This is a genomic window from Pseudomonas sp. zfem003 (genome assembly GCF_032621675.1).
GTDB lineage: Bacteria > Pseudomonadota > Gammaproteobacteria > Pseudomonadales > Pseudomonadaceae > Metapseudomonas > Metapseudomonas otitidis.
Window position 1 is genome coordinate 376737 of the sequence record NZ_JAVYJG010000004.1, and the last position, 20515, is coordinate 397251.

Sequence of the window (20515 nt, forward strand, 5' to 3'; positions counted from 1 at the left end):
GACCAGCATGGACATTCAGATTCCGGGGTACGAGATCGAGCGCGAACTGGGCGATGGCGCGATGGCCGTCGTCTACCTGGCGACCCAGCGCTCGCTGGAACGCAAGGTGGCGCTGAAGGTGATGGCCGCTGCGCTGGCCAACGACGCCAGCTTCTGCGAGCGCTTCCTGCGCGAGGGCAAGACTCTGGCGCGGCTGTCGCACCCGCACACCGTGACCATCTACGACATCGGCAACGTCGGCAGCCTGTACTACATGGCCATGGAGTACCTGCCCAACGGCACCCTGAAGGAGCGTATCGCCGCCGGCCTGAGCCCCGAGCAGGGCCTGGTGTGGCTGCGCCAGATCGCCTCGGCGCTGGGCTACGCCCATGCCCAGGGCCTGGTGCATCGCGACGTCAAACCGGCCAACATCCTGTTCCGCGCCGACGGCGGCGCGGTGCTCTCCGACTTCGGCATCGCCAAGGCGCTGGACGACCGTACCCAGTTCACCCAGGCCGGCTTCGCCGTCGGCACCCCCAGCTACATGAGCCCCGAGCAGGCCCGTGGCCAGGAGATCGACGGCCGCGCCGACCTCTACGCCCTGGGCGTGGTGCTCTACGAGATCCTCACCGGGCAGTTGCCCTACGTGGGCACCGACTCGCTGTCCACCGCCCTGGCGCACATCACCCAGCCGCTGCCGGAGCTGCCCATCGCCCAGGGGCGCTACCAGGAGATCCTCACCCGGCTGCTGGCCAAGGACCCGAGCGACCGCTACCCCGACGCCGCCGCGCTGATCGCCGCCCTCGACCGCCTGCCGGCTGCGCCCGTGGCGCCGGTGGCCGACGACAACGAAGCGACCCAGTTCCGCCCGCTGGGCCTGCCCGGCAGCTCCGCCAGTGCGGTGAACCCGCCGGCCGCCAGCGGCATGACCGGGCTGACCCCGGTCACCGTCTCCATTCCCGACGCCGCCACCCAGGTGCCGCCCGCACCGCCGGTGGCGGACAGCGGCGCCGGCCGCAAGCGCGAATCGGTGCTGGACACCGAGATGGTCGCCACGCAGAAGCCCGAAGGGCAGAGCCGCGCGCCGCTGATCGTCGCCGCCGGCCTGGCCGCCCTCGGCGTTGCCGCCCTGGGAGGCGGTGGCTACTGGTGGCTCAACCGCGGTGGCGAGAGCACGCCGCCGGTGGTGCAGGTGCGGGATGACAGCAACACGGCGCCGACCACCGGCACCCCGTCCACGCCCGATACCACCACGGCCACGGTAGCGACCCAGGCCACCCCGGCCTCCGACGTGCAGGGCGGCGACCGCCCGCTGCTGATGGCCGGCAAGAAGACCCTCTTCGAACGCGTGCTGAGCAAGCCCGGCGCACGCTTCGCCAGCCAGGCCGGTGGCCAGGGCGACGGCGAGGCGGTGCCGGCCTTCTCGGTGTTCTACGTGTATGCCCGCCAGGTGGTGAACGGCACTCCCTGGGTGGAAGTAGGCGCCTCCAGCGATGGCCACCGCGACGGCTGGCTGCCTCTGGACAAGGTCAGCGACTGGAAGCAGAGCCTGGTGCTGAAGTTCACCGAGCGCTCGGGCCGTTCGCCGGTGATGTTCCTGCGTGATGCCAACCAGGTGGAGCAGTTCCTCATGGACTCGGCCAAGGCCCGCAACGCGGTGCACCAGGCCCAGTTCGGCGACGCCACCGACCCCGAGCTGGTGGCCATCGAGCCGCCGGCCAGCGCCGTGCCCCAGGACCAGTTCTACCTGCTGCCGATCTTCGACGCGCGGGAGAGCTTCGACAGCAACGGTCAGCCGGTGCAGGTGCTCAACGTCGCCTCCATCGACCCGGGCGACACCCCGCGCAAGCAGGGGGACGGCAAGCCTGCCGCAGCGGCCTCGTCGGACGCCTTCCGCACCGGCATCGTGCTGGTGGTGGACACCTCCGTTTCCATGCAGCCCTACATCGACCGCGTGCGTGATGTGGTCCACCAGCTCCACGGCGAGATCGCCGCGCGGGGCGAGCTGGACAGCGTCAGCTTCGGCATGGTCGGGTTCCGCAACAACACCGACAAGACACCGGGCCTGCAGTACACCGCCAAGACCCTGGTCAGCCTGGAGGAGGGCCGCGACCCGGCGCGCTTCCTGGAGCTGGCCCAGCAGGTCAAGGCCACCAACGTCTCCAGCCACGACTTCAACGAAGATGCCTTCGCCGGCGTGATGCAGGCCGTCGACGGCATGGACTGGAGCGGCTACGGCGGCCGCCTGATCCTGCTGGTCAGCGATGCCGGCGCGCTGCGCAAGAGCGACCCGCTGGGCCAGACCCACATGAACGAGGCCGAGGTGCGCGAAGCGGCGCTGCGCAAGCAGATCAAGATCTACGCCCTGCACCTGAAGACCGACGCCGGCAAGAAGAACCACAGCTTCGCCGAGCAGCAGTACCGCGTGCTCACCGCCGACGCCAACCCGCAGATCGGCGACCTGTACATCCCCGTGGGCGGCGGCGACGTGAAGAAGTTCGGCGAGAGCGTCAACGAGATCGCCAGCACCTTCGCCGACCTGGTGCACAAGGTGCGCAGCAACGCCGAGCTGGAGGCGCCCACCGGCGGCGCCAGCATCGCCGCCAAGACCGAGGCGGTGGGCTACGCCATGCACATGGACTTCCTCGGCCACCGCAACCAGGCCCGTGCCCCGCAGCTGGTCACCGCCTGGACCTCCGATCGCGACCTGACCAACCCGCAGCTGCCGGCCTTCCAGGTCTGTGCGCTGCTCACCAAGCTGCAGCTCAACGACCTGCAGCAGGCGCTCAAGGTGATCGTCGACGCTGCGCGCCGCACCCAGAGCTCGCCCAAGGACTTCTTCCAGGAAATCGCCAGCGCCAGCGCCTACATGAGCCGCGACCCGGCCAAGCTGACCCAGGGCGGCAACCTGGCCGAGAGCGGCCTGCTGGGCGAGTACCTGGACGGCCTGCCGTACCGCAGCAAGGCGCTGAACATGAGCCAGGACCTGTGGCTGTCGCTGTCGGTGGCCGAGCAGGAAGACTTCATCGACGAGCTGGAATCGAAGATCCGCCTCTACGAGACCTTCCACAACGACACCGCCAACTGGGTGCGCTTCGGCGACGCCGCCCCCGGTGACGCCCTCTACCGCGTGCCGCTGTCGACGCTGCCCTGATGCTGCGCATCCGCGACCTGCGCAAGACGCGCGGGCAGGGCAGCCAGCGCTACAGCCTGGAGATCCCCCGGCTGGATCTGCGCGGCGGCCAGCGCCTGGCCCTGGTCGGCCCCAGCGGCAGCGGCAAGAGCACCGTGCTCGACCTGCTGGCCCTGGTGCTGTCGCCGGACCCGGGCGCGCTGATGGAATTCGACGACGCCGGCAGCCAGCACGACCTCGCCGCGCTCTGGCGTGACGGCCGGCAGGACGCCCTGGCGGCCCTGCGCGGTCGCGCCATCGGCTACGTGCTGCAGACCGGTGGGCTGCTCGGCTACCTCGACGTGGCCGGCAACATCGGCTTGCCCCGGCGTCTGCTGGGCCTGCCGGAGAACGGCAGCGTCGAGCGCCTGGCCAAGCAGCTGGAGATCGCCGACCAGTTGCACAAGCGCCCGGCGGCACTCTCCGTCGGCCAGCGCCAGCGGGTCAGCATCGCCCGTGCCCTGGCGCACCAGCCGCGCCTGCTGCTGGCCGACGAGCCCACCGCCTCGCTGGACCCGCTCAATGCCGAGCGGGTCATGCACCTGTTGGTGGAGCAGGCCGAGTACCGCGAGCTGTGCCTGGTGGTGGCCACCCACGACCACGCCCTGGCCGAGCGCGCCGGGCTGGTGCCGCTGCCCATCGGCCTGCAGCGCGGCGCCGATGGTGGCGTCACCGCGACCCTGGCGGAGGCCCGCTGATGCGCGGCGCGCTGCTGGCCGGCCTGGCCTGGGACGACTACCGCGACGAGGCGCGCCTGTCGCTGTGCGCGGTGCTCGCGCTGGTGGCCGTGGTGGCGCCCTTGCTGGTGCTGTTCGGCCTCAAGCACGGCCTGGTCAGCACCCTCACCGAGCGCCTGGAGCGTGACCCGGCCGTGCGCGAGGTGATCCCCCTTGGCGGTGCGCGGTTCAGCCTGGCGGGCATCGCCGAGCTGGCGGCCCGGCCCGACGTGGCCTTCGTGGTGCCCCGCACCCGGCAGATCGCCGCCACTGCCGACCTGTACGCCGACGACAGCGCGCAGCCGCTCACCGTGGAGATGGTTCCCAGCGCCGAGGGCGACCCGCTGGTGAATGCCGCGCAATTGCCCGGTGCCGACGAGGTGGTGCTCAGCCAGCGCGCCGCCGAGCGCCTCGGGGTGCAGGCCGGGGCGCTGCTCACCGCCGCCTTCGGTCGCGCCAGCAACGGCCAGCCGGAATTCCAGCGCACGCGCTTGCGGGTCAAGGCGGTGCTGCCCCTGGAGGCCTACCCGCGTCCGGCGCTGTTCGCCCGGCTCGACCTGCTGGAAGCGGTGGAGGACTACCGCGACGGCCTGGCCGTGCCGCGTTTCGGCTGGCCGGGCGTCGAGGCCGGCGCCACGCGGGCGCGGGTCTACCCCGGCTTCCGCCTCTACGCCCGCGACCTGGATGCGGTGGAGCCGCTGCGGCTGTACTTCGCCGAGCGCGGCCTGGAGGTTTCCACCCAGGCCCAGGCCATCGCCCAGGTGCGCGCCCTGAGCCGCAACCTGACCCTGGTGTTCTGGGTCATCGCCGCGCTCGCCCTGGCCGGCGCCTTCGCCGCCATGGCAGCGAGCACCCTGGCGGCGGTGGAACGCAAGCGCCGCGACCTCTCGGTGCTGCGCCTGCTGGGCTTCCCGACCTTCGGCCTGGTGCTGTTCGTGGTGCTCCAGGCGCTCTATACGGGGCTGATCGCTCTGGTGCTCGCCGGCCTGCTGTACCTGGCGGCCGAGAGTGGCTTGAACCAGCTGTTCCAGTCGGCCGAGGGCGAACAGGCCTGCCGGCTGGAACTCTCCCATTACCTGCTGGCGCTGCTGGCGACCCTCGGCTGCAGCGCCCTGGCCGCTGCCACCGGTGGGTGGCGCGCGGCCCGCATCGAAGCCTCGGAAGGACTACGTGATGTCTAAGCTGCTGACAGTCGCATTTTCACTGTCCCTGGTCGCCGCCGTGGCCCAGGCCGACCCGGACCCGCTCTACAACCCCAAGCCGATGGACGACGACGTGCTGCTGCCGTTGCCCTGCGAGGGGCAGATGGCCTTCCGCTACGTCTACGTGCTGGCCAAGGGCGCACTGGACGACCGCGAGGTGAACCTCGGCTACCCCTTCAGCGAAGGCGAGACGGGCTACCAGCAGTCGTTCATCTCCGGCTACCGGCGTGACTACATCAACGGCCAGTTCACCCTCAACGACCTGCCCAAGCCCTGGCAGGCGAAGGTCGGCCCCGGCCTGCCCAAGCCGGAGAAAGGCACGCTGCTCAAGCCCATGCTGTATTTCGTCGGCAAGTACGAGGTGACCCAGCGCCAGTACGACCTGGTGATGTCCCAGGCGCCGTCCCTGGCCGGCCAGGGCGAGCCGCCGGCGTGCGAACCGGCCCAGCCGGGCATGGCGGCGCGGTTGCCGAAGGTCAACCTGTCGCACTTCGACGCCGAGCGCTTCGCCGCCGTCTACAGCGCCTGGCTGCTGAAGAACCACCGCGGCCTGCTGCCGGTCAGCGGCCGGGGCACCAAAGCGGAAGAGGGCGGCGTCGCCTTCGTGCGCCTGCCCACCGAAGTGGAATGGGAATATGCCGCCCGTGGCGCCCATGCCGTCAGCCGCCAGGAACTGGAAGCCCGGCTGTTCCCGCGCAAGCAGGAAGGTGCCGAGGGGGACGGCCCGCTGGCCGACTGGGCGGTGTTCAACCAGGTGGCCGGCGGTACCGGCCAGGCGGCGCGGCTGCTGCCGGTGGGCCTGAAGAAGCCCAACCCGATCGGCCTGTTCGATGTGATCGGCAACGCCGCGGAGATGGTCCAGGAGTCCTTCCAGCTGGTGCATGCGGGACGTCGCCAGGGAACCTACGGCGGCTTCGTGGTCAAAGGCGGCAACTACCTGGAAGGTGAAATGACGCTGTTCACCGGCATGCGCCGCGAGTACCCCCTGTTCGCCGCCGACGGCACCGAGCAGCGCAACGAGACCACGGGCTTTCGCGTGGCCATCGGCGCACTCTCGGCCCCGCGTTCGCGCTACAAGGAGCTGTTCGAGCAATGGAAGGCCGAAGGCCGCTCCTCGTCCCTCACCGACGAGATCAGCGAAGACCAGGACCCCACCCGACTGCTCGACAGCGTGATCGCCAGCAGCACCGACCCGGAGCTGCAGGGGCGCCTGGCGCTGGTCAACGAGGAGCTCAAGCGCAACATCTCGCTGATCGCGAAACAGCGCGAGGAGGCCGCGGGCAACCTGATACAGTCCGCCGCCCTGGTGGCCGAGACCATCAACAACTACAACATCCGCCTGACCAACCTGAAGAAGAGCCGTGACCAGGCCCAGGCGGCCAAGGACGAGAACGCCGCCAAGCTCTACGAGAGCGCGATGACCAACGGCCGCACGGCGCTCGACGGCGCCCTGGCGATCTATATTGACAACCTGGCCACCGGCACCCGCTATACCGACGCGGTGATCCAGGCGCAGTTCCAGCGAACCAAGGAGGAACTCAACCGAAACCCGGTATTGGGCAAGAGCCTCGTGAACCGGGCCACGCTTTTCGTCAAGCATGTCGGCCAATATCGGCAACAGCGCAAGGCGGACAAGGACGTGATTCTGAAGGAACTGCTCGGACCCTGAGCGTCGGTCGGCAACGACCCGGTACCCAGGCAGGGCACAGGGATGAAGATCAGGCGGACGACCGTGCGTCCGCATGAACCAGGACAACTCATAGAACGAGAGCAATGACCATGGCTATGGCTACTCCACGCAACATTCCGGCTTTCTCTTCGGTGCGCACTGCGCTGATCACCGCCGTCACCTGCACCAGCGTCCTGCTCACCGGCTGTGCCGGCATGGGCTCGCCCAGCTCCAAGGTCGCCGCCACCACCAAGGCGGAGTACTACCCGCAGTGCTACCAGCCGGTGAGCCAGCTGCGCGCCTCCGACCAGGCTGTGACCCAGTCCGTGGCCACCGGTGCTATCGCCGGCGGCGTGCTTGGTGCCCTGGCCGGCGGCCTGTCCAGCGACGAGCACGCCGGTCGCAACGCCCTGATCGGTGCCGCCGGTGGCGCACTGGTGGGCGGTGCAGCCGGTTACTACACCGCGCGCCAGCAGCAGATCGCCGACGACAACGCGCGCATCGCCTCCTACGCCGCCGACATCGACAGCAGCAGCGGCGAACTGGACCGCAGCATCCGCTACGCCAGCGCCGCCCAGAGCTGCTACCAGCGCGAATTCAACAACCTGATGAGCGCCCGCAAGTCGAAGAGCATCAGCGACAGCGAAGGTCGCCTGCGCATGGCCGAGATCGTGGCCGGCCTGCAGGAAACCAACGCCCTGATGGCTGCCGTGGACGGCCGTGCCGGCGAGAACATCAACACCTACACCCAGGCCTACGAGCGTGACCTGCAGACCGTGGGCGTCGAGCGTCAGACCGTGACCCAGGTGGTCGCCGCCGAGAACCCGGTGAGCGTCGCCAGCCAGGGCGGCAAGGCCACCGGCACCAAGGCGTCCGGAAGCAAAACTTCCACCAGCAAGGCGTCCACTACCAAGGCCAGCACCAAGGCGACCACCGCCGCTGCGAAGAAGGTGCCGAAGGAAGCCGTGGCCACCGAGCGCACCCTGCAGAAGGCCGAGGCCAAGCGTGCCGAAAGCCAGAAGGTCGCCAGCCAGGGCGCGACCATGGTCAGCGACGTGTGCAACAGCCCCGACATGGGTGACTGGGCGCCGGCCAGCTGCTCCAAGGCCTGAGTGTGAGTGGCGGGCCTTTGGCGGCCCGCCCTTTGGCCGCTGCCTGCGTGCAGGAGGTTTGCATGCAGGCAGCGGGATAGGCGGTTTGGGGTGAGTGTCAGGGTGTTTGTTGCGAGTGCTGCTTGAGAATCTCGTACAGCTCTTCTTTCAGTTTGAGTTTCTGTTTTTTCAGGTCTCTTACTTCGTTGCTGTAATCACTGGCATTGTGTTTTTCCAGTTTCGTTATCTCCTCATCCAACGCATTGTGCTGGTCGAACTTCTTCTGGAAGTGAGCATCGGTGTGTTTGAGTTTCGTGATCAGCGTTCTGTATTCGGGAAACATGGACGGCGAATCTCCTGGGTTCGTTTGAGGGCAGCTGTTACCACGCTATGCCTTCGCCACCGAGGATTTGCTGACCCTTGTCAACGTGCCCATTTCCAATGAGGCTGTATTCGTCACTCTTAGTGGGTTCTGCTCGGGTTGGTGCGGCTGTGCCGGTCCTGTAGGGTTGCGCACGGAGAATGGCTCCTCCTGAGTCCATCGCCTGATTTCTTTTGGTAAAGCCATGGCATTGCTCGACTTCCTCTTCAACCGCAAGCCCTCGCCGGATGCCTTCGCCGCGCTGTTCGAGTCCGCGGCCCGCAAGGCCGGCTTCAAGGGCGAGATGCACTACAGCCCCCGCGACTTCCGCCTCAACTACGGCGAGAGCGCCTTCTTCAACCTGCACAACGCCTACCGCGAGTACTGCAACGCGCGGGGGCCGGGCCGGCGCAAGGCGCTGCAGGGCTACATCGCCGCCTTGTGCGACAACCAGCGTTCCCTGGTCATGCCGCTGGACGAGGCACGCCCGCTGCTGCTGCCGGTGGTGCGCAGCCTCGGCACCCTGGAAGAGGTGCGCCTGCACCACGTGCGCACCGACGGCCACGACAATGACTTCCACCCGGCCTACCTGCCCCTGGGCATGGACGCTGCCGTGCTGCTGGCCATCGACCACCCCGAGTCCACCGCCACCCTGGTGAAAGGGCCGGACCGCAGCTGGGACATCCGCCTGGAGGAGGGCATCGCCATCGCCCTCACCAACCTGCGCGACACCACCGCCGACAGCTTCATCCAGCCGGCACCGGGGGTCTTCCAGGGCGCCTGGGGCGACGGCTACGACACCAGCCGCATCCTCCTGCCCGACGTGCTCGAGCGGCTGCCGCTCAAGGGCCGCCCGGTGTTCATGATCCCCACCCGCGACGTGCTGCTGGTCACCGGCGACCGCGACGGGCATGGTCTGGCCAGCCTGGTGGCGCTGAGCCTGGAGGCGATGGAGAAGGGCCGCATCCTCTCGGCGGGCCTGTACTGCTACGAAAACGCCAAGGTAGTGCCCTACAGCGTGCACAACCCATTGCTCCAGGCCAGCCTGGAGCGGCTGCGCAAGCTCTACACCAAGAGCGAGTACGACGCCCAGAAGCAGTCACTGGACCTGATCAACGAAGACAACGCCGTGGACATCTTCGTCGCCAGCTACCTGCTGTTCGCCAGCCAGCAGGACCCGGAGCAGCTGTTCTCCCTCAGCACCTGGACCCGTGGCGTCGACACGCTGCTCCCGGTCACCGAGCGCCTCATGCTGGTCCGCCCCGAAGGCGACACCGGCAACGCCCAGACCCGCATGGTCGCCTGGGACCAGGCCCTGGAACTGCTGGGCGAGTACCTGGAGCCCGTGCCCGGCTACTACCCACCGCGTTACCGCACCCTGGGCTTCCCCGAACCGAGCCGCGCCGAGCTGCTGGATGAGCTGAGCTGACCTACCATTCCAGCCAGGTTCCACCCGTCGCAGCCCAGGCAGCGACGGGGTCCCCAAACTAAAGATTGGCTTTACCTGAGAGGGATTTTTGCTCTTACTGAGCGCTGCGCCGGGCACTGCCTGGGCCGGCGCGGATGCCGGTTTTAGAGCGGTTTCGCCCACGTCCTGCGGGCGCGGCGCACAGTACGGAACGGCGGAAACATGGACATGTTGCACAACAATAACGAGCGGCTCATCCGCCTGCGGGACATCGACAAGCGTTACCACCACGCCGGCCAGGAGCTGAGCATCCTGCGCGGTGTCTCCCTTGAGGTGGCGCATGGCGAGAGCTGTGCCATCCTCGGCAGCTCCGGGTCGGGCAAGAGCACCCTGCTCAACGTCCTCGGCCTGCTCGACCGGCCCAGCGCCGGCGACTACCACCTGGCCGGGCAGGACGTGCTGCGGGCCACGCCGGATCAGCTGGCGGCCCTGCGCAATCGCCTGATCGGCTTCGTCTTCCAGAGTTTCAATCTGCTGCCGCGCCTGAGCGCGCTGGACAACGTGGCGCTGCCCCTGGGCTACCGCGGCGTGCCCCTGGGCGAGTCCCGCGAGCGGGCGCGGGCGGTGCTGGAGCAGGTCGGCCTGGCCCAGCGCTCGGCCCATCGCCCGGCCGACCTGTCCGGCGGCCAGCGGCAGCGGGTGGCCATCGCCCGGGCGCTGGTGGGCGAGCCCTCGTTGATCCTGGCCGACGAGCCCACCGGCAACCTGGATACGGCCACCGCCGAGGACATCATGACCCTGCTGCTCGCGCTCAACCGCGACCAGGGCGTGACCCTGGTGATCGTTACCCACGACCCCGGCATCGCCGAACGCCTGGACCGCCAGGTGCGGGTGGTGCAGGGCCGCGTCAGCGAGGCGTTGCCGGCATGAGCGCCCACGCCGGGTTCGCCTCGCCCTCCCTGGGCCAGTTGCTGCACGAGGCCATCGGCAGCCTGCGCAACCTGGGGCGGCGTTCGCTGCTGGCGCTGCTGGGCATCGTCATGGGCAGCTGCTCGGTGATCGCGCTGCTCAACATCGGCAGCAACGCGGCCGACCAAGCCATGAGCGTGTTCAAGGAGATGGGCACCGAGACGGTGGTGGTGCAACTGCCCTCCGGTGCGCGGGGGCAGGACGGGCTGCCGCTGCGCCTCGACGTGGAGGCCTTGCGCCAGGCGGTGCCCGAGGTCGCCACCGCCAGCCCGGTGGTGCTCTACAGCGCGCCGGTGGTGTTCCACGGGCGCAGCGCCAACCTGGCGCTGGTGGGGGCCGGCGATGCGCTGGCGGATACCGCCGGGCTGCGCCTGGCGGAAGGGCGCACCCTGTCCGCCTTCGACCGGCGCGAGGCCTTCGTGGTGGTCGGCAGCCGAGCCGCCCAGGCGCTGGGAGAGCCGGATGACCCGCTGCGGGTCGGCGACTGGCTGCGCATCGGCCACTACCAGTTCCAGGTGATCGGCCGGCTGCGGGCCCAGGGGGAGGGCGGGATCATCCCCTTCACAAGCAACGACTCGCTGTTCCTCACCGAAAGCGGGATGGCCCGGGTGAATGCCGACCCGCGCCTCGGCGCGCTGCTGGCCCGGGTCGCGCCCGGCCAGGCGGTGGCACCAGTGGGCGAGCGGGTAGCGGCCTGGGTCAACGACCGCATCGTCGGGGAGGAGAAAGGCGCCCTGCAGGTGGCCGAGCAGATGATCGAGGCCATGCAGCAGCAGACCCGCACCTTCACCTACCTGCTGGGCGGGCTGGGGGCGATCTCCCTGGCCGGCGGCGGGGTGGGGGTGATGAACGTGATGCTGATGAACGTCAGCGAGCGCCGCCGGGAGATCGGCGTACGCATGGCCCTGGGAGCGCGGCAGCGGGACATCCGCAACCTGTTCCTGCTGGAAGCTGTGACGCTGACCGCTGCCGGTGCACTCTCCGGTGCGCTGCTGGGCATCGCCGCCGCCTGGGGTTACGCCTGGCTATCCGGCTGGGCCTTCAGCCTGGCGGCCTCGGCGCTGCCGCTGGGGATGGGCAGCACGCTGCTGGTGGGGCTGTTCTTCGGCCTCTATCCGGCGGTGTCCGCTTCGCGCCTGCAGCCGGTCGAGGCCCTGCGCGATGCGTAAGGCCCTGCTGGCGTCGCTCCTGGCCGTGGCGTTGCCCGCCCTGGGGGCGCCGTGGAGCGAGCGGCTCTCGCCCTCCGCACCGAGCATGGCGGGGGAGAGCCGCAGCGTACTGCTGAGCGAGCAGGAGGCCGACCTCAGCCTGCTGGATGCCGTGGCCCTGGGCCTGCGCAACAACCGCAGCATCCAGAGCAGCTACCTGCGGCGCATCGCGCAGAAGTTCGACCTGCGGGTGGCGGAGGATGCCTTCTCGCCCAAGCTCTACATCAACGGCACCTACCGGGCCAACCGTAACCACCAGGACCGCTACCGCGATGGGCGCATCGGTCCCACTGCCACCATGCTCGGTGAGTTCGGAACCCAGGTCGCCCTGAGCTGGAACCATGGCTACAACGAGGCCGACGTGGCCGGGCGGCGGCGCAACGATGGCGTCGACCTGACGCTCATCCAGCCGCTGCTGCGCAACGCCGGGCGCGAGGTGAACCGGGCGCCGGTGCGCATCGCCCAGCTCGGCGAGCAGGCCAATCGACTGGCGCTGAAGTCCAGCGTCTCGCAGACCATCACCGCCATCATCAGCGCCTACCGCAACCTGCTGCGGGCCCAGGAGCAGCTGCGCATAGCCCGTGCCGCGCTGGAGCGCACCCGCGAGCTGGTCAAGGTCAACCGTTCGATGATCGAGGCCGGGCGCATGGCCGAATTCGAGATCGTGCAGACCGAAGCCGACTTGGCAACCCAGGAGCTGGGCGTGGAGGAGGCCGCCAACCAGGTGGACACCTCGCGCCTGGAACTGTTGCGCCTGCTGGCCCTGGACCTGTCCTCGCGCGTCCGCGCCAGCGACGAGCTGGGGGCCGAGCCCATGGAGGTGAACCGTGAGCAGGCCCTGCGCCTGGCCGAGCAGCAGCAGCCGGATTACCTGCGCCAGCTGATCGCCCGGGAGCAGGCCGACCTCAACCTGGTGATCGCCGAGAACCAACGCTTGTGGGATGTGTCACTGGAAGTGGGGGGCAGCCAGCGCCAGGATCGCTACAGCTACCCCACCGCCAGCGGCTCCGACCGCTCCTGGGACAGCTACGCCGGCATCCGCGTGGACATCCCCATCGGCGACCTGTCGCGGCGCCAGGCGGAGGTGCAGGCGCGGGTCAACGTCGAGGATCAGGCCCTGCAGGTGGCCGATGCGCGGCAACTGCTGGAGCGCAATGTCACCGACGTGGTGCGCGACGTAGGCACCCGCTGGCGCCAGCTGGAGATCGCCAACCGCGCCCTGGCCCTGTCCCAGCGCAAGCTGGAGATCGAGCGGGAAAAGCTGGCGGCCGGGCGGTCCAGCAACTTCCAGGTGCTCAGCTTCGAGAATGACCTGCGCAATGCGGAAAACGCCCGCCTCAGCGCGATGCTGGCCTACCTGGAGGCGCAGACGCGCCTGGACCTGACCCTGGGCCTCACACTCGACCGATGGGACATTTCGCTCAATGACTACTGACCGTCGCGCCCTCATCCGCCGTGGGCTGTTCCTGATCCTGCCGCTGCTGGTGGCCGGCCTGGCCTGGGGCCTACGTGATTCCCCGGCGCGGGAGCCGGCAGGGCGCCAATGGGTAACGGTGCAGCCCGAGCCGCTGGAGCAGAGCGTGGGCCTGGTGGGGCGCATTGAGGCCGAGCGTACCCGGGTGCTGACTGCGCCCTTCGCCGGGCGGGTGGCCGAGCTGCCCGTGGCGCTCGGGCAGCGGGTGAGGAGCGGCCAGTTGCTGCTGCGCATGGACACCGGCGAGACCGAGGTACAGCAGCGCGAGGCCCTGGCCAGCCTGCTGCGTGCCCGGCGCACCCTGCAGGAGCTGGAGGACTGGGACAGCGGCGAGGAGATGACCCGCGCCCGGCGCACCCTGCGCAGTGCCGAACTGGCCCTGGCCAGCAGCGAGAAGAAGCTGGCCCAGACCCGCGCCCTCTATGAGCGCGGCATCATCCCGCGCAACGAGCTGGAAGACCTGGAGCAGCAGGCCCGCCTCCAGCGCCTCGACCGTGAGGCCGCCGAGCGTGACCTGGCCCGCTCGCGCAACCGGGGCAGCGGTGAGTACCTGCAGATCGCCCGGATGGAGCTGACCAACGCCGAAGCGCGCCACGGGGCCCTGCAGGCCTTGCTGGAAGCCCGGGAAGTACGCGCACCCTTCGCCGGCATCCTGGTCGCGCCGCCGGGCAGCGGCACGCCCGAGGATGCCTCCCGAGGTCCGGTCCAGGCCGGTGCCACGGTGACCCAGGGAGCGCCGCTGTTCGGCGTGGCTGGTATCGAGCGGCTGCGCATCGTCGCGCGGGTCTCGGAACTGGACGTGAACCAGTTGCGGGAAGGCTTGCCGGTGCGGGTGGAGGGCGACGGCTTCGAGGGCGAGGCGCTGCAGGGCACGGTCAGCGTGGTCGGTGGGCAGGCCCTGGCGGGCAACGGGCAGGGCGGGGCCCAGTTCGAGGTGGTGGTGGCCGTCGCCGATCTCGACGAGGACCAACTGGCGCGCGTGCGCCTGGGCATGAGTGCGCGCTTGTCGATCCAGGTCTACAGCAACCCATCGGCCCTGGTGCTGCCGCCCCGTGCCCTGCGCAACGAGGACGGGCGCTGGTGGGTGGACTACCGCGCCACCCCCGAGGCTGCCATCCAGCGCCTGCAGGTGCGCCCTGGGCGGGCCACCCGCGGCGGCATCGAAGTCTTCGACCTGCAACCCGGGCAGGTGGCGCTGGACGGCTGAGCCAAAGCTGTCCGTAGCTGCCACGTAGCCTGGGCTTCAGCCCGGGACATAGCGCCGCCCCTCCAACGTTCGGCTCAAACCGCGGCCTGTATCGCATCCCCTGCGGCTCAGCAGGCGAGAAAGATCGCCCAATAAAGGCGGCATAAGCCCACTTTTACCTTCCTGTTCCCGCCCGTCTCGCTGCCAATCCCCTCTCGAGGCATTGCCAATCCGCCGTCGGTGCCCATCTTCCAACCACCCGTTCGTGCGCCATTCTGGTGCGGTGTCCCCAATGGAAACACGCCCCCAGCCCAGACCTGACGGGGCGGTCAGCGCGTGCTCGGGAGAAAGTGTGTAGGAAGTTCCCGTTAGCACCGCTTCGCTGGGGCGCTCTAGGTCGAGGGGGACCCATCTTTTGCTAGGTATGAATCGCAGTTCACCAACCTAATCTCAGTTCCGGCGCAACGACCTGGCAATGCCCCACACGAGTTGGGGTGTAACGCCTACGGAAAGACGCCAACAGCAACGAACCCTGGCGAATCGGTAACCACGATCGCTACGCATTGGAACGCAGCAGGGAGGTGGCAACGGATGCTCCACGTCTTCGCCCACTTGGGCCACGCACCTATCACCCGCCGGGAATCTGCCGCCCGGCTCATCCGCCACGGACAACGGCCCTCGGCCTGCTCCGTTGCATTCGCATCGCCTTCCGGGCGATTTCGGCAGCCCTCTGTCCAGGGCCATGGGGCCCGGTTGAACCGACAGCAGTGAACGATGGGCCGCCCTATTTCGGGCGGCACGGTCAGCGCCTCGCCGGGGCGTGTGAAGGACGACAAGCGCAGCCAGGGATCGCTGCATTCTCGAGAGCCGACCTTCGCATTCACCGACGGGCCTGTGGAGCCTGGAGCGGGCAGTGTGCCGCCGTGATGGACCCGAATACCCAGCCAGCAGCTGCGGGTCGACCACGGAAGGGTTCGCACCAGGTTTGAAAAGCGGTCATGGGATCAACAGGAAGGTCTGAGTGGTTCATTCCCAGGTGACCAAAACAACCATGCTTTGCTTATCAACCAAGGAACGAAAAACAATGAAAATGTCCAAAATCTCCGTTGCTACCGCTGCCCTGGCCCTCTGCATGGGCGCTTCCTCTGCCATGGCAGTGACCATCACCCCGACCAACACGGCGTTTTCCGCCACCGGTGTGTCGGTGGTCAAGCCGAATGCCTTCCTCCCTGCCGTGACCTGCAACGTGCAATTCATCGGCACCACCAACAACAACAACACCGCCACCATCAACAGCGTGAACATCACCGGTGGCGGCTTCTGCGGCGCCGCAAGTGCGGCGGGCCTGCCCTGGACCCTGAGCGCCACCAGCACCACCACCGGCACCGTCAGCGGTGTGAAGTTCACCGTGGCTGGTGTCAACTGCAGCTCCTCGCCGGTGACCGTGAACGGTGCCTGGAGCAACGCCGCCAACACCCTGACCCTGACTCCCAACCAGAAGGTGGGCACCTGCACCATCCAGAGCCTGTCGGTGAGCCCGAATCCGGCCTTCACCGTGCTGCCCTGATGGCGCCGGCCCTTCCCCTGGCGGGAAGGGCCGTTTCCAGCGATCCAACCCCATAACAATTGCGCGTACCCCGTACGCCCCGAGGCGAGTGCCCCGAACGAACGCCGGCCGATGAGCGGTTGTACGTCGAATGACTCGGAAGTCCGCCATCGGATGCACCAGCGCACAACAATAAGAACCCAGGAGTTGTCATGAAGCCGTCTGTCCCGTCATCCCAACGTAACGCCCCCGTCCTGCGCCGCTCGCTGCTCAGTCTCGCCGTGGTCGGTGTCCTGCTCGGCGTCCAGCAGGCCGAGGCCGGTGCCTTCGCCGTGCCCACCTACGGCACCCCCGGTTGGGGCCGCGCCTTTGCCGGTGGCTCGCTGTGGCACAACGACCCCGCAGCCGCCTACAACAACCCGGCGGCCATGGCCTTCATCGAGCGACCGGTGGGGCAGGTGTCGGCGATCTATGCCGATATCGACATGAAATTCAAAGGCCAGGCCTATGACTACATGGGCAATCCCCGGGTTGACACCCTCGATGCAGGGGCAGGCACGACCCAGGAGCTAGGCGATGGTGGCAATGGCGGATTCAGCAAGTGGCTGCCCACCCAGTTTCTGGTGATCCCTCTGGGCGATCGGTTTGCCTTCGGTCTGGGCCAGGTGGTGCCGATGGGGATGCGCAGCACCTGGGACAAGAACTTCAAAGGCAAGGACTTTGCCCTGGACACCAAGATCGAGACGGCTGCCCTGGCTGGCTCGCTGTCCTTCAAGATCGATGACCAATGGGCCGTGGGTGCCGGCGTGGTGATTCAGCGCACTCAGGGCTTCGTCGGCCAGAACATCGACCTGTATGCCGCTGCGGGCGCAGCAGGCGGGGCCATGGCTGGCTCGCCGTCGGGCCTGACCAAGGCTGAGATGAGGGTCAAGGTCGACAACGTCTCGCCCGGCTGGTTCGCCAGCGTGGCGTGGAAGCCGACCGCTGCCGACACCTTGGGCCTGACCTACCACGCCCGGATCAAGAATGAGCTGGACGGCAAGTACAACTTCCACTTCAACGATGCCGATGGACTGGGCGGTTTCGATTCTCCGGCACTGATCGACAGCGGCATCATCGATCTGGCCTACCCCGGCCTGAGCCTGAAAAGTGCCGGCGATCACGCCGAGTCCCGCATGGACATCCCGGCCATGGCGGTCCTCGACTGGGTCCACGACTTCAACGACAGCTTCAGCCTGGGCGCCAGCGTCACCTGGACCCAGTGGTCGTCGTTCGAGTCCCTCAAGCTCAAGTCCCACGGCAACCTGATCGTCGACATTCCCTACAACTACAAGGACACCTGGATGTACTCGCTGGGCGGTGACTACCGCCTCAACGACCAGTTGACCCTGCGGGCGGGCGTGGCGCTGGACCAGACGCCGACCCGCAACTCCACCCGCGATGCGCGCATCCCGGATGGCGACCGGACCTTCGTTTCCCTTGGTGGTAGCTACCGCTTCGGCTTCGACCCGAACCTCAGCGTGGACATGGCGTACTCCCGCCAGTTCGTCGACGAGGGCCGCCTGCGCACCGTCAACCAGCCGCGCCTCGGTGGCGGCCGCATGGACGGCAAGGTCGACGCCAAGGGCCAGGTCTTCAGCGTTTCGGCCACCTACCTGTTCTAAGTCGCGGTCCCCCCGCGTCATACCCCTCACGGCCCGGTTCCCGGGGCATCGGGCCGATCCGGAACAGTAAGTGGACGTTTGGGCAGGCCGATCACCCGTGTCCTCACCACGGGTGGGCCTGCCTTTTTTTACGTTCCGGGCTTCCCATGCTGCAGCCGAAGCCCGGCGGGGACGGATCCTCGCCCTCAGGGGCGCTGCGGATGCACCGACTGGCCGAACTGATTGCCCATGCGCACCGACGTCGCCGCCGGCGTGGCCAGGCCCATCTGGCCGGGCGCGCTGCGCTCCAGGGGTGAGCGCTGCATCGCGGCATTGCGCCGGGCGGCTTCTTCGCCCTCGGGGTTGGCCAACCTTTCGGTCAGGCATTCGTAGGACAGCGCCTTGTAGCCGTTGACTTCCACGTCCACGCAGCCGCCGTTGCGCGGGGCGTCGTCGGCCAGGGCCGGGACGGCGACCAGCAGGGCCAGGGTGCAGAACAGGGTACGCATGTGAACCTCCGGGAAAGGGGTATGGCAGCGACTCTACGCAAATCCCCGGGCCGCGCCAGCGATGGTTTTCTTGCAGGTTCCATCACACAAATGACATGAACGGCCGTCAGCATGACCCGCTAATCGGGACGACAGTGCCCGGACGTTCAGCGTGGGTCGTTCACCCTATGTCTAACCGGGTCATGGCCGGGTTTTGCCTGCTGGCGGCGTGCTGGATGCTGGTGGCCAGCACCCTGTGCCGGGCCGAGGCGCCGGAGCGCCAGGTGGACTTCGACATCCCGGCCCAGCCGTTGGCGGCGGCGCTGGATCGCTATGGCACCGCCACCGGCCTGGCCGTGCTGGTCGACCGGGAGCTGACACGGGGGCGTCGTTCGGCGCCGCTGAGGGGCCGCTATGGCCTTCGCCAGGGATTGGAGCGGCTGTTGGCGGGCACCGGGCTGATGGCACTGCACGCCGGGAACGAGGGGTTCACCCTGGCACCGGCCCGCCTGGCGTCGACGGCTGCGTCACGCACGGCCCAGGCCCCGCGCGGCGTGGGCAGCTTCGCCCGGGTGCTGCAGACGGCCCTGGGCCGGGCACTGTGCACCGAGCCGCTGACCCGGCCCGGCCACTACCGCGCTGCGCTGCAGCTGTGGATCGGACGGGGCGGGCGGGTCGAGCACAGCCGCCTGCTGGCCAGCACCGGTGACCTGATGCGTGATGCGGCGCTGGTGGAGCGCCTGAGGGACATGAGGACAGACAGGGCGCCGCCCTCGTCGCTGCCGCAGCCGATCACGGTGCTGGTGGTGCCGGAGTCGGCCGCCGGCATGGAGTGCGAAACGTGGATGAACGCGGCGGGAACATGAACGACAAGACCCCCGGCCGGCTGCTGCGGGTCTTCCTGGCCTCGTACGAGCAGTTCCGGGTGCGCCTGCGTCGCCGCCTGGGGTCCGACGACCTGGCTGGCGACGTGCTCCACGAGACCTACCTGCGGGTCGGGCGCATGGACGAGCCCGAGGACCTGCAACGCCCCGACGCCTACCTCTACCGCATGGCGCTCAACGTGGCGGCCGACCGCCGCGCCCAGGACGCGCGACTGCTGACCGGCGCCGAGGTGCAAGTGCTGCTGGAAAGCGTCGAAGAGCCCCGCGACCCGGCAGCGATCGTCGGCGGCCAGGTGGAAATCCTCGCCCTGGTCGAGGCGCTGGCCGAACTCAGCCCGCGCCGCCGGCAGATCCTGGTGGCCTCGCGCATGGAGGAGGTCCCGCACCAGGAGCTGGCCCGGCGCTTCAACATCTCCACCCGCACGGTGGAGAAGGAACTGAAGGCCGCCCTGGCGCATTGCGCCGGCCGGCTGGAAAGAAAAGTGGTGCAGCGGTTCGGTCCCGGCGCCGGAAAACAGTCCTAGGAACAGGCACGCGCCGAATCGATTACCCAACCCGAGTCCCCGCGCTTGAACGACGACCTCCAGCCCCTGACCGACTCCGACGGCCGCCACCCCCTGCGGGACGAAGCCCATGCCTGGTTGCTGCGCCTCACCTCGGGCGAAGCCACCGGGCGCGATGCCGAGGCCTTTCGCCAGTGGTGCGCGCGCAGCACCGCTCATGCAGCCGCGTTCCGCCAGGTCCATGGCCTGTGGCAGGCCCTGGGGCCGGCGGTCGAGCGCCTGGCCTCGCCAGCCGCGCCGGTGATTCCGCTGCCATCCCGTCGCATTGGTCGACGCGCTTTCCTCGGGGGCGCCATCGCGGCCTCGGTGGCGCTGGTCATGCTGCGGCCTGCCTTGCACGACCGAGGTGACTACAGCACCGCCGTGGGTGAGCAGCGCCGCATCGAAGCGGGCGAGGGGCTGGTGCTGGAGCTGAACACCGACACCCGCATCAAGCGGCAGGCGACGGGTGCCGGCCGGGTGAACCTGGAAGTGCTCGAAGGCGAAGTGGACGTACTGGCCCGCGTGCCGGTGCGGATCCTCGCTGCCGGCGGCACGGTGGATGCCCAGGGCGCGCGCTTCAACCTGCGTGCGCGGGAAGGCCAGGTGTGCGTCACCTGCCTGGCAGGCGACCTCTCACTGGTGCTGCAGGGCCACGCCCTGGTGCTCCCGGCGGGGCGCCAGCTGCGTTACGACCCGCAGCAGCGGGGCGAGCCGCAGCCCTTCGACGCGGAGCAGGTCACCGCCTGGCGACGGCAGATGCTGGTGTTCGACGACACCCCGCTGGCCGAGGTGATCGACGAGATCAACCGCTACCGACCCGGGATGATCCTGCTGCTCAATGCCCAGCTCGGCCAGCGCCGGGTGCAGGCCCGCTTCCGCCTTGATCAGTTGGCCCAGGTGGCGGGGTTGATCCGCGATGCCTACGGCGCCCGGGTGGCCGAGCTGCCGGGTGGGGTGTTGCTGGTCGGCTAGCG

17 protein-coding genes are annotated in these 20515 nt (G+C 68.8%); 15 read left to right on the forward strand and 2 right to left on the reverse strand.

What is annotated here, in order from left to right; translation table 11 throughout:
• Positions 1 to 7 precede the first annotated feature (7 nt).
• The 5 genes from RTK35_RS10635 to tagQ all read left to right on the forward strand — a co-directional run bounded on the left by RTK35_RS10635 (position 8) and on the right by tagQ (position 7850).
• A complete protein-coding gene (locus tag RTK35_RS10635) occupies positions 8 to 3133 on the forward strand; it encodes a serine/threonine-protein kinase (protein ID WP_316907959.1) in 3126 nt (1041 codons plus the stop codon).
• The gene (locus tag RTK35_RS10640) at positions 3133 to 3849 is read left to right on the forward strand and encodes an ABC transporter ATP-binding protein (RefSeq protein ID WP_316907960.1); all 717 of its coding nucleotides are present in this window, start codon (positions 3133 to 3135) and stop codon (positions 3847 to 3849) included. Before RTK35_RS10635 ends, RTK35_RS10640 begins: the two co-directional genes overlap by 1 nt.
• Positions 3849 to 5048, forward strand: a complete 1200-nt coding sequence (locus RTK35_RS10645; protein ID WP_044407489.1) for an ABC transporter permease — start codon at positions 3849 to 3851, stop codon at positions 5046 to 5048. Before RTK35_RS10640 ends, RTK35_RS10645 begins: the two co-directional genes overlap by 1 nt.
• The gene (locus tag RTK35_RS10650) at positions 5041 to 6738 is read left to right on the forward strand and encodes a formylglycine-generating enzyme family protein (RefSeq protein ID WP_316907961.1); all 1698 of its coding nucleotides are present in this window, start codon (positions 5041 to 5043) and stop codon (positions 6736 to 6738) included. Before RTK35_RS10645 ends, RTK35_RS10650 begins: the two co-directional genes overlap by 8 nt.
• A 116-nt stretch (positions 6739 to 6854) precedes the next feature.
• The gene (tagQ, locus tag RTK35_RS10655) at positions 6855 to 7850 is read left to right on the forward strand and encodes a type VI secretion system-associated lipoprotein TagQ (RefSeq protein WP_232060710.1); all 996 of its coding nucleotides are present in this window, start codon (positions 6855 to 6857) and stop codon (positions 7848 to 7850) included.
• A 97-nt stretch (positions 7851 to 7947) separates the two neighbouring features.
• On the opposite strand, the gene RTK35_RS10660 is transcribed toward tagQ, so the two are convergent.
• A complete protein-coding gene (locus RTK35_RS10660; RefSeq protein WP_044407480.1) occupies positions 7948 to 8172 on the reverse strand; it encodes a YdcH family protein in 225 nt (74 codons plus the stop codon).
• A gap of 223 nt (positions 8173 to 8395) precedes the next feature.
• Here RTK35_RS10660 and RTK35_RS10665 point away from each other — a divergent pair, with 223 nt between their 5' ends.
• The 7 genes from RTK35_RS10665 to RTK35_RS10695 all read left to right on the forward strand — a co-directional run bounded on the left by RTK35_RS10665 (position 8396) and on the right by RTK35_RS10695 (position 17645).
• Positions 8396 to 9619: a hypothetical protein gene (locus RTK35_RS10665; protein WP_316907962.1), complete on the forward strand. Its 1224-nt coding sequence runs from the start codon at positions 8396 to 8398 to the stop codon at positions 9617 to 9619.
• A gap of 207 nt (positions 9620 to 9826) precedes the next feature.
• Positions 9827 to 10528 (forward strand): ABC transporter ATP-binding protein, encoded by a 702-nt coding sequence (locus tag RTK35_RS10670; protein ID WP_316907963.1) that lies wholly within the window; start codon positions 9827 to 9829, stop codon positions 10526 to 10528.
• Positions 10525 to 11736, forward strand: a complete 1212-nt coding sequence (locus RTK35_RS10675) for an ABC transporter permease (RefSeq protein WP_316907964.1) — start codon at positions 10525 to 10527, stop codon at positions 11734 to 11736. The genes RTK35_RS10670 and RTK35_RS10675 overlap by 4 nt, the downstream gene beginning before the upstream one ends.
• Positions 11729 to 13210: a TolC family protein gene (locus RTK35_RS10680; protein ID WP_316907965.1), complete on the forward strand. Its 1482-nt coding sequence runs from the start codon at positions 11729 to 11731 to the stop codon at positions 13208 to 13210. Before RTK35_RS10675 ends, RTK35_RS10680 begins: the two co-directional genes overlap by 8 nt.
• Positions 13200 to 14456, forward strand: a complete 1257-nt coding sequence (locus RTK35_RS10685) for an efflux RND transporter periplasmic adaptor subunit (RefSeq protein ID WP_316907966.1) — start codon at positions 13200 to 13202, stop codon at positions 14454 to 14456. Before RTK35_RS10680 ends, RTK35_RS10685 begins: the two co-directional genes overlap by 11 nt.
• 1063 nt (positions 14457 to 15519) lie before the next feature.
• Positions 15520 to 16002, forward strand: a complete 483-nt coding sequence (gene praB / locus RTK35_RS10690) for an alkane oxidation protein activator PraB (protein WP_107329776.1) — start codon at positions 15520 to 15522, stop codon at positions 16000 to 16002.
• 191 nt (positions 16003 to 16193) lie between these two features.
• Positions 16194 to 17645: an outer membrane protein transport protein gene (locus RTK35_RS10695; protein WP_316907967.1), complete on the forward strand. Its 1452-nt coding sequence runs from the start codon at positions 16194 to 16196 to the stop codon at positions 17643 to 17645.
• A 185-nt stretch (positions 17646 to 17830) separates the two neighbouring features.
• Here the strand turns inward: RTK35_RS10695 and RTK35_RS10700 are convergent, their stop codons facing one another.
• Positions 17831 to 18133: a hypothetical protein gene (locus RTK35_RS10700; protein ID WP_107329774.1), complete on the reverse strand. Its 303-nt coding sequence runs from the start codon at positions 18131 to 18133 to the stop codon at positions 17831 to 17833.
• Positions 18134 to 18315: 182 nt separating this feature from the next.
• On the opposite strand from RTK35_RS10700, the gene RTK35_RS10705 reads away from it, so the two are divergent.
• The 3 genes from RTK35_RS10705 to RTK35_RS10715 are packed head-to-tail and all read left to right on the forward strand — an operon-like array spanning position 18316 to position 20513.
• Positions 18316 to 18978 carry a TonB-dependent outer membrane receptor gene (locus RTK35_RS10705; protein WP_236214669.1) on the forward strand — a complete coding sequence of 221 codons (663 nt, stop codon included), beginning with the start codon at positions 18316 to 18318 and terminating at the stop codon, positions 18976 to 18978.
• Positions 18975 to 19520 (forward strand): RNA polymerase sigma factor, encoded by a 546-nt coding sequence (locus RTK35_RS10710; RefSeq protein WP_044404636.1) that lies wholly within the window; start codon positions 18975 to 18977, stop codon positions 19518 to 19520. Before RTK35_RS10705 ends, RTK35_RS10710 begins: the two co-directional genes overlap by 4 nt.
• 45 nt (positions 19521 to 19565) lie before the next feature.
• Positions 19566 to 20513 (forward strand): FecR family protein, encoded by a 948-nt coding sequence (locus RTK35_RS10715; protein ID WP_316907968.1) that lies wholly within the window; start codon positions 19566 to 19568, stop codon positions 20511 to 20513.
• The last annotated feature ends 2 nt before the right edge of the window (positions 20514 to 20515 follow it).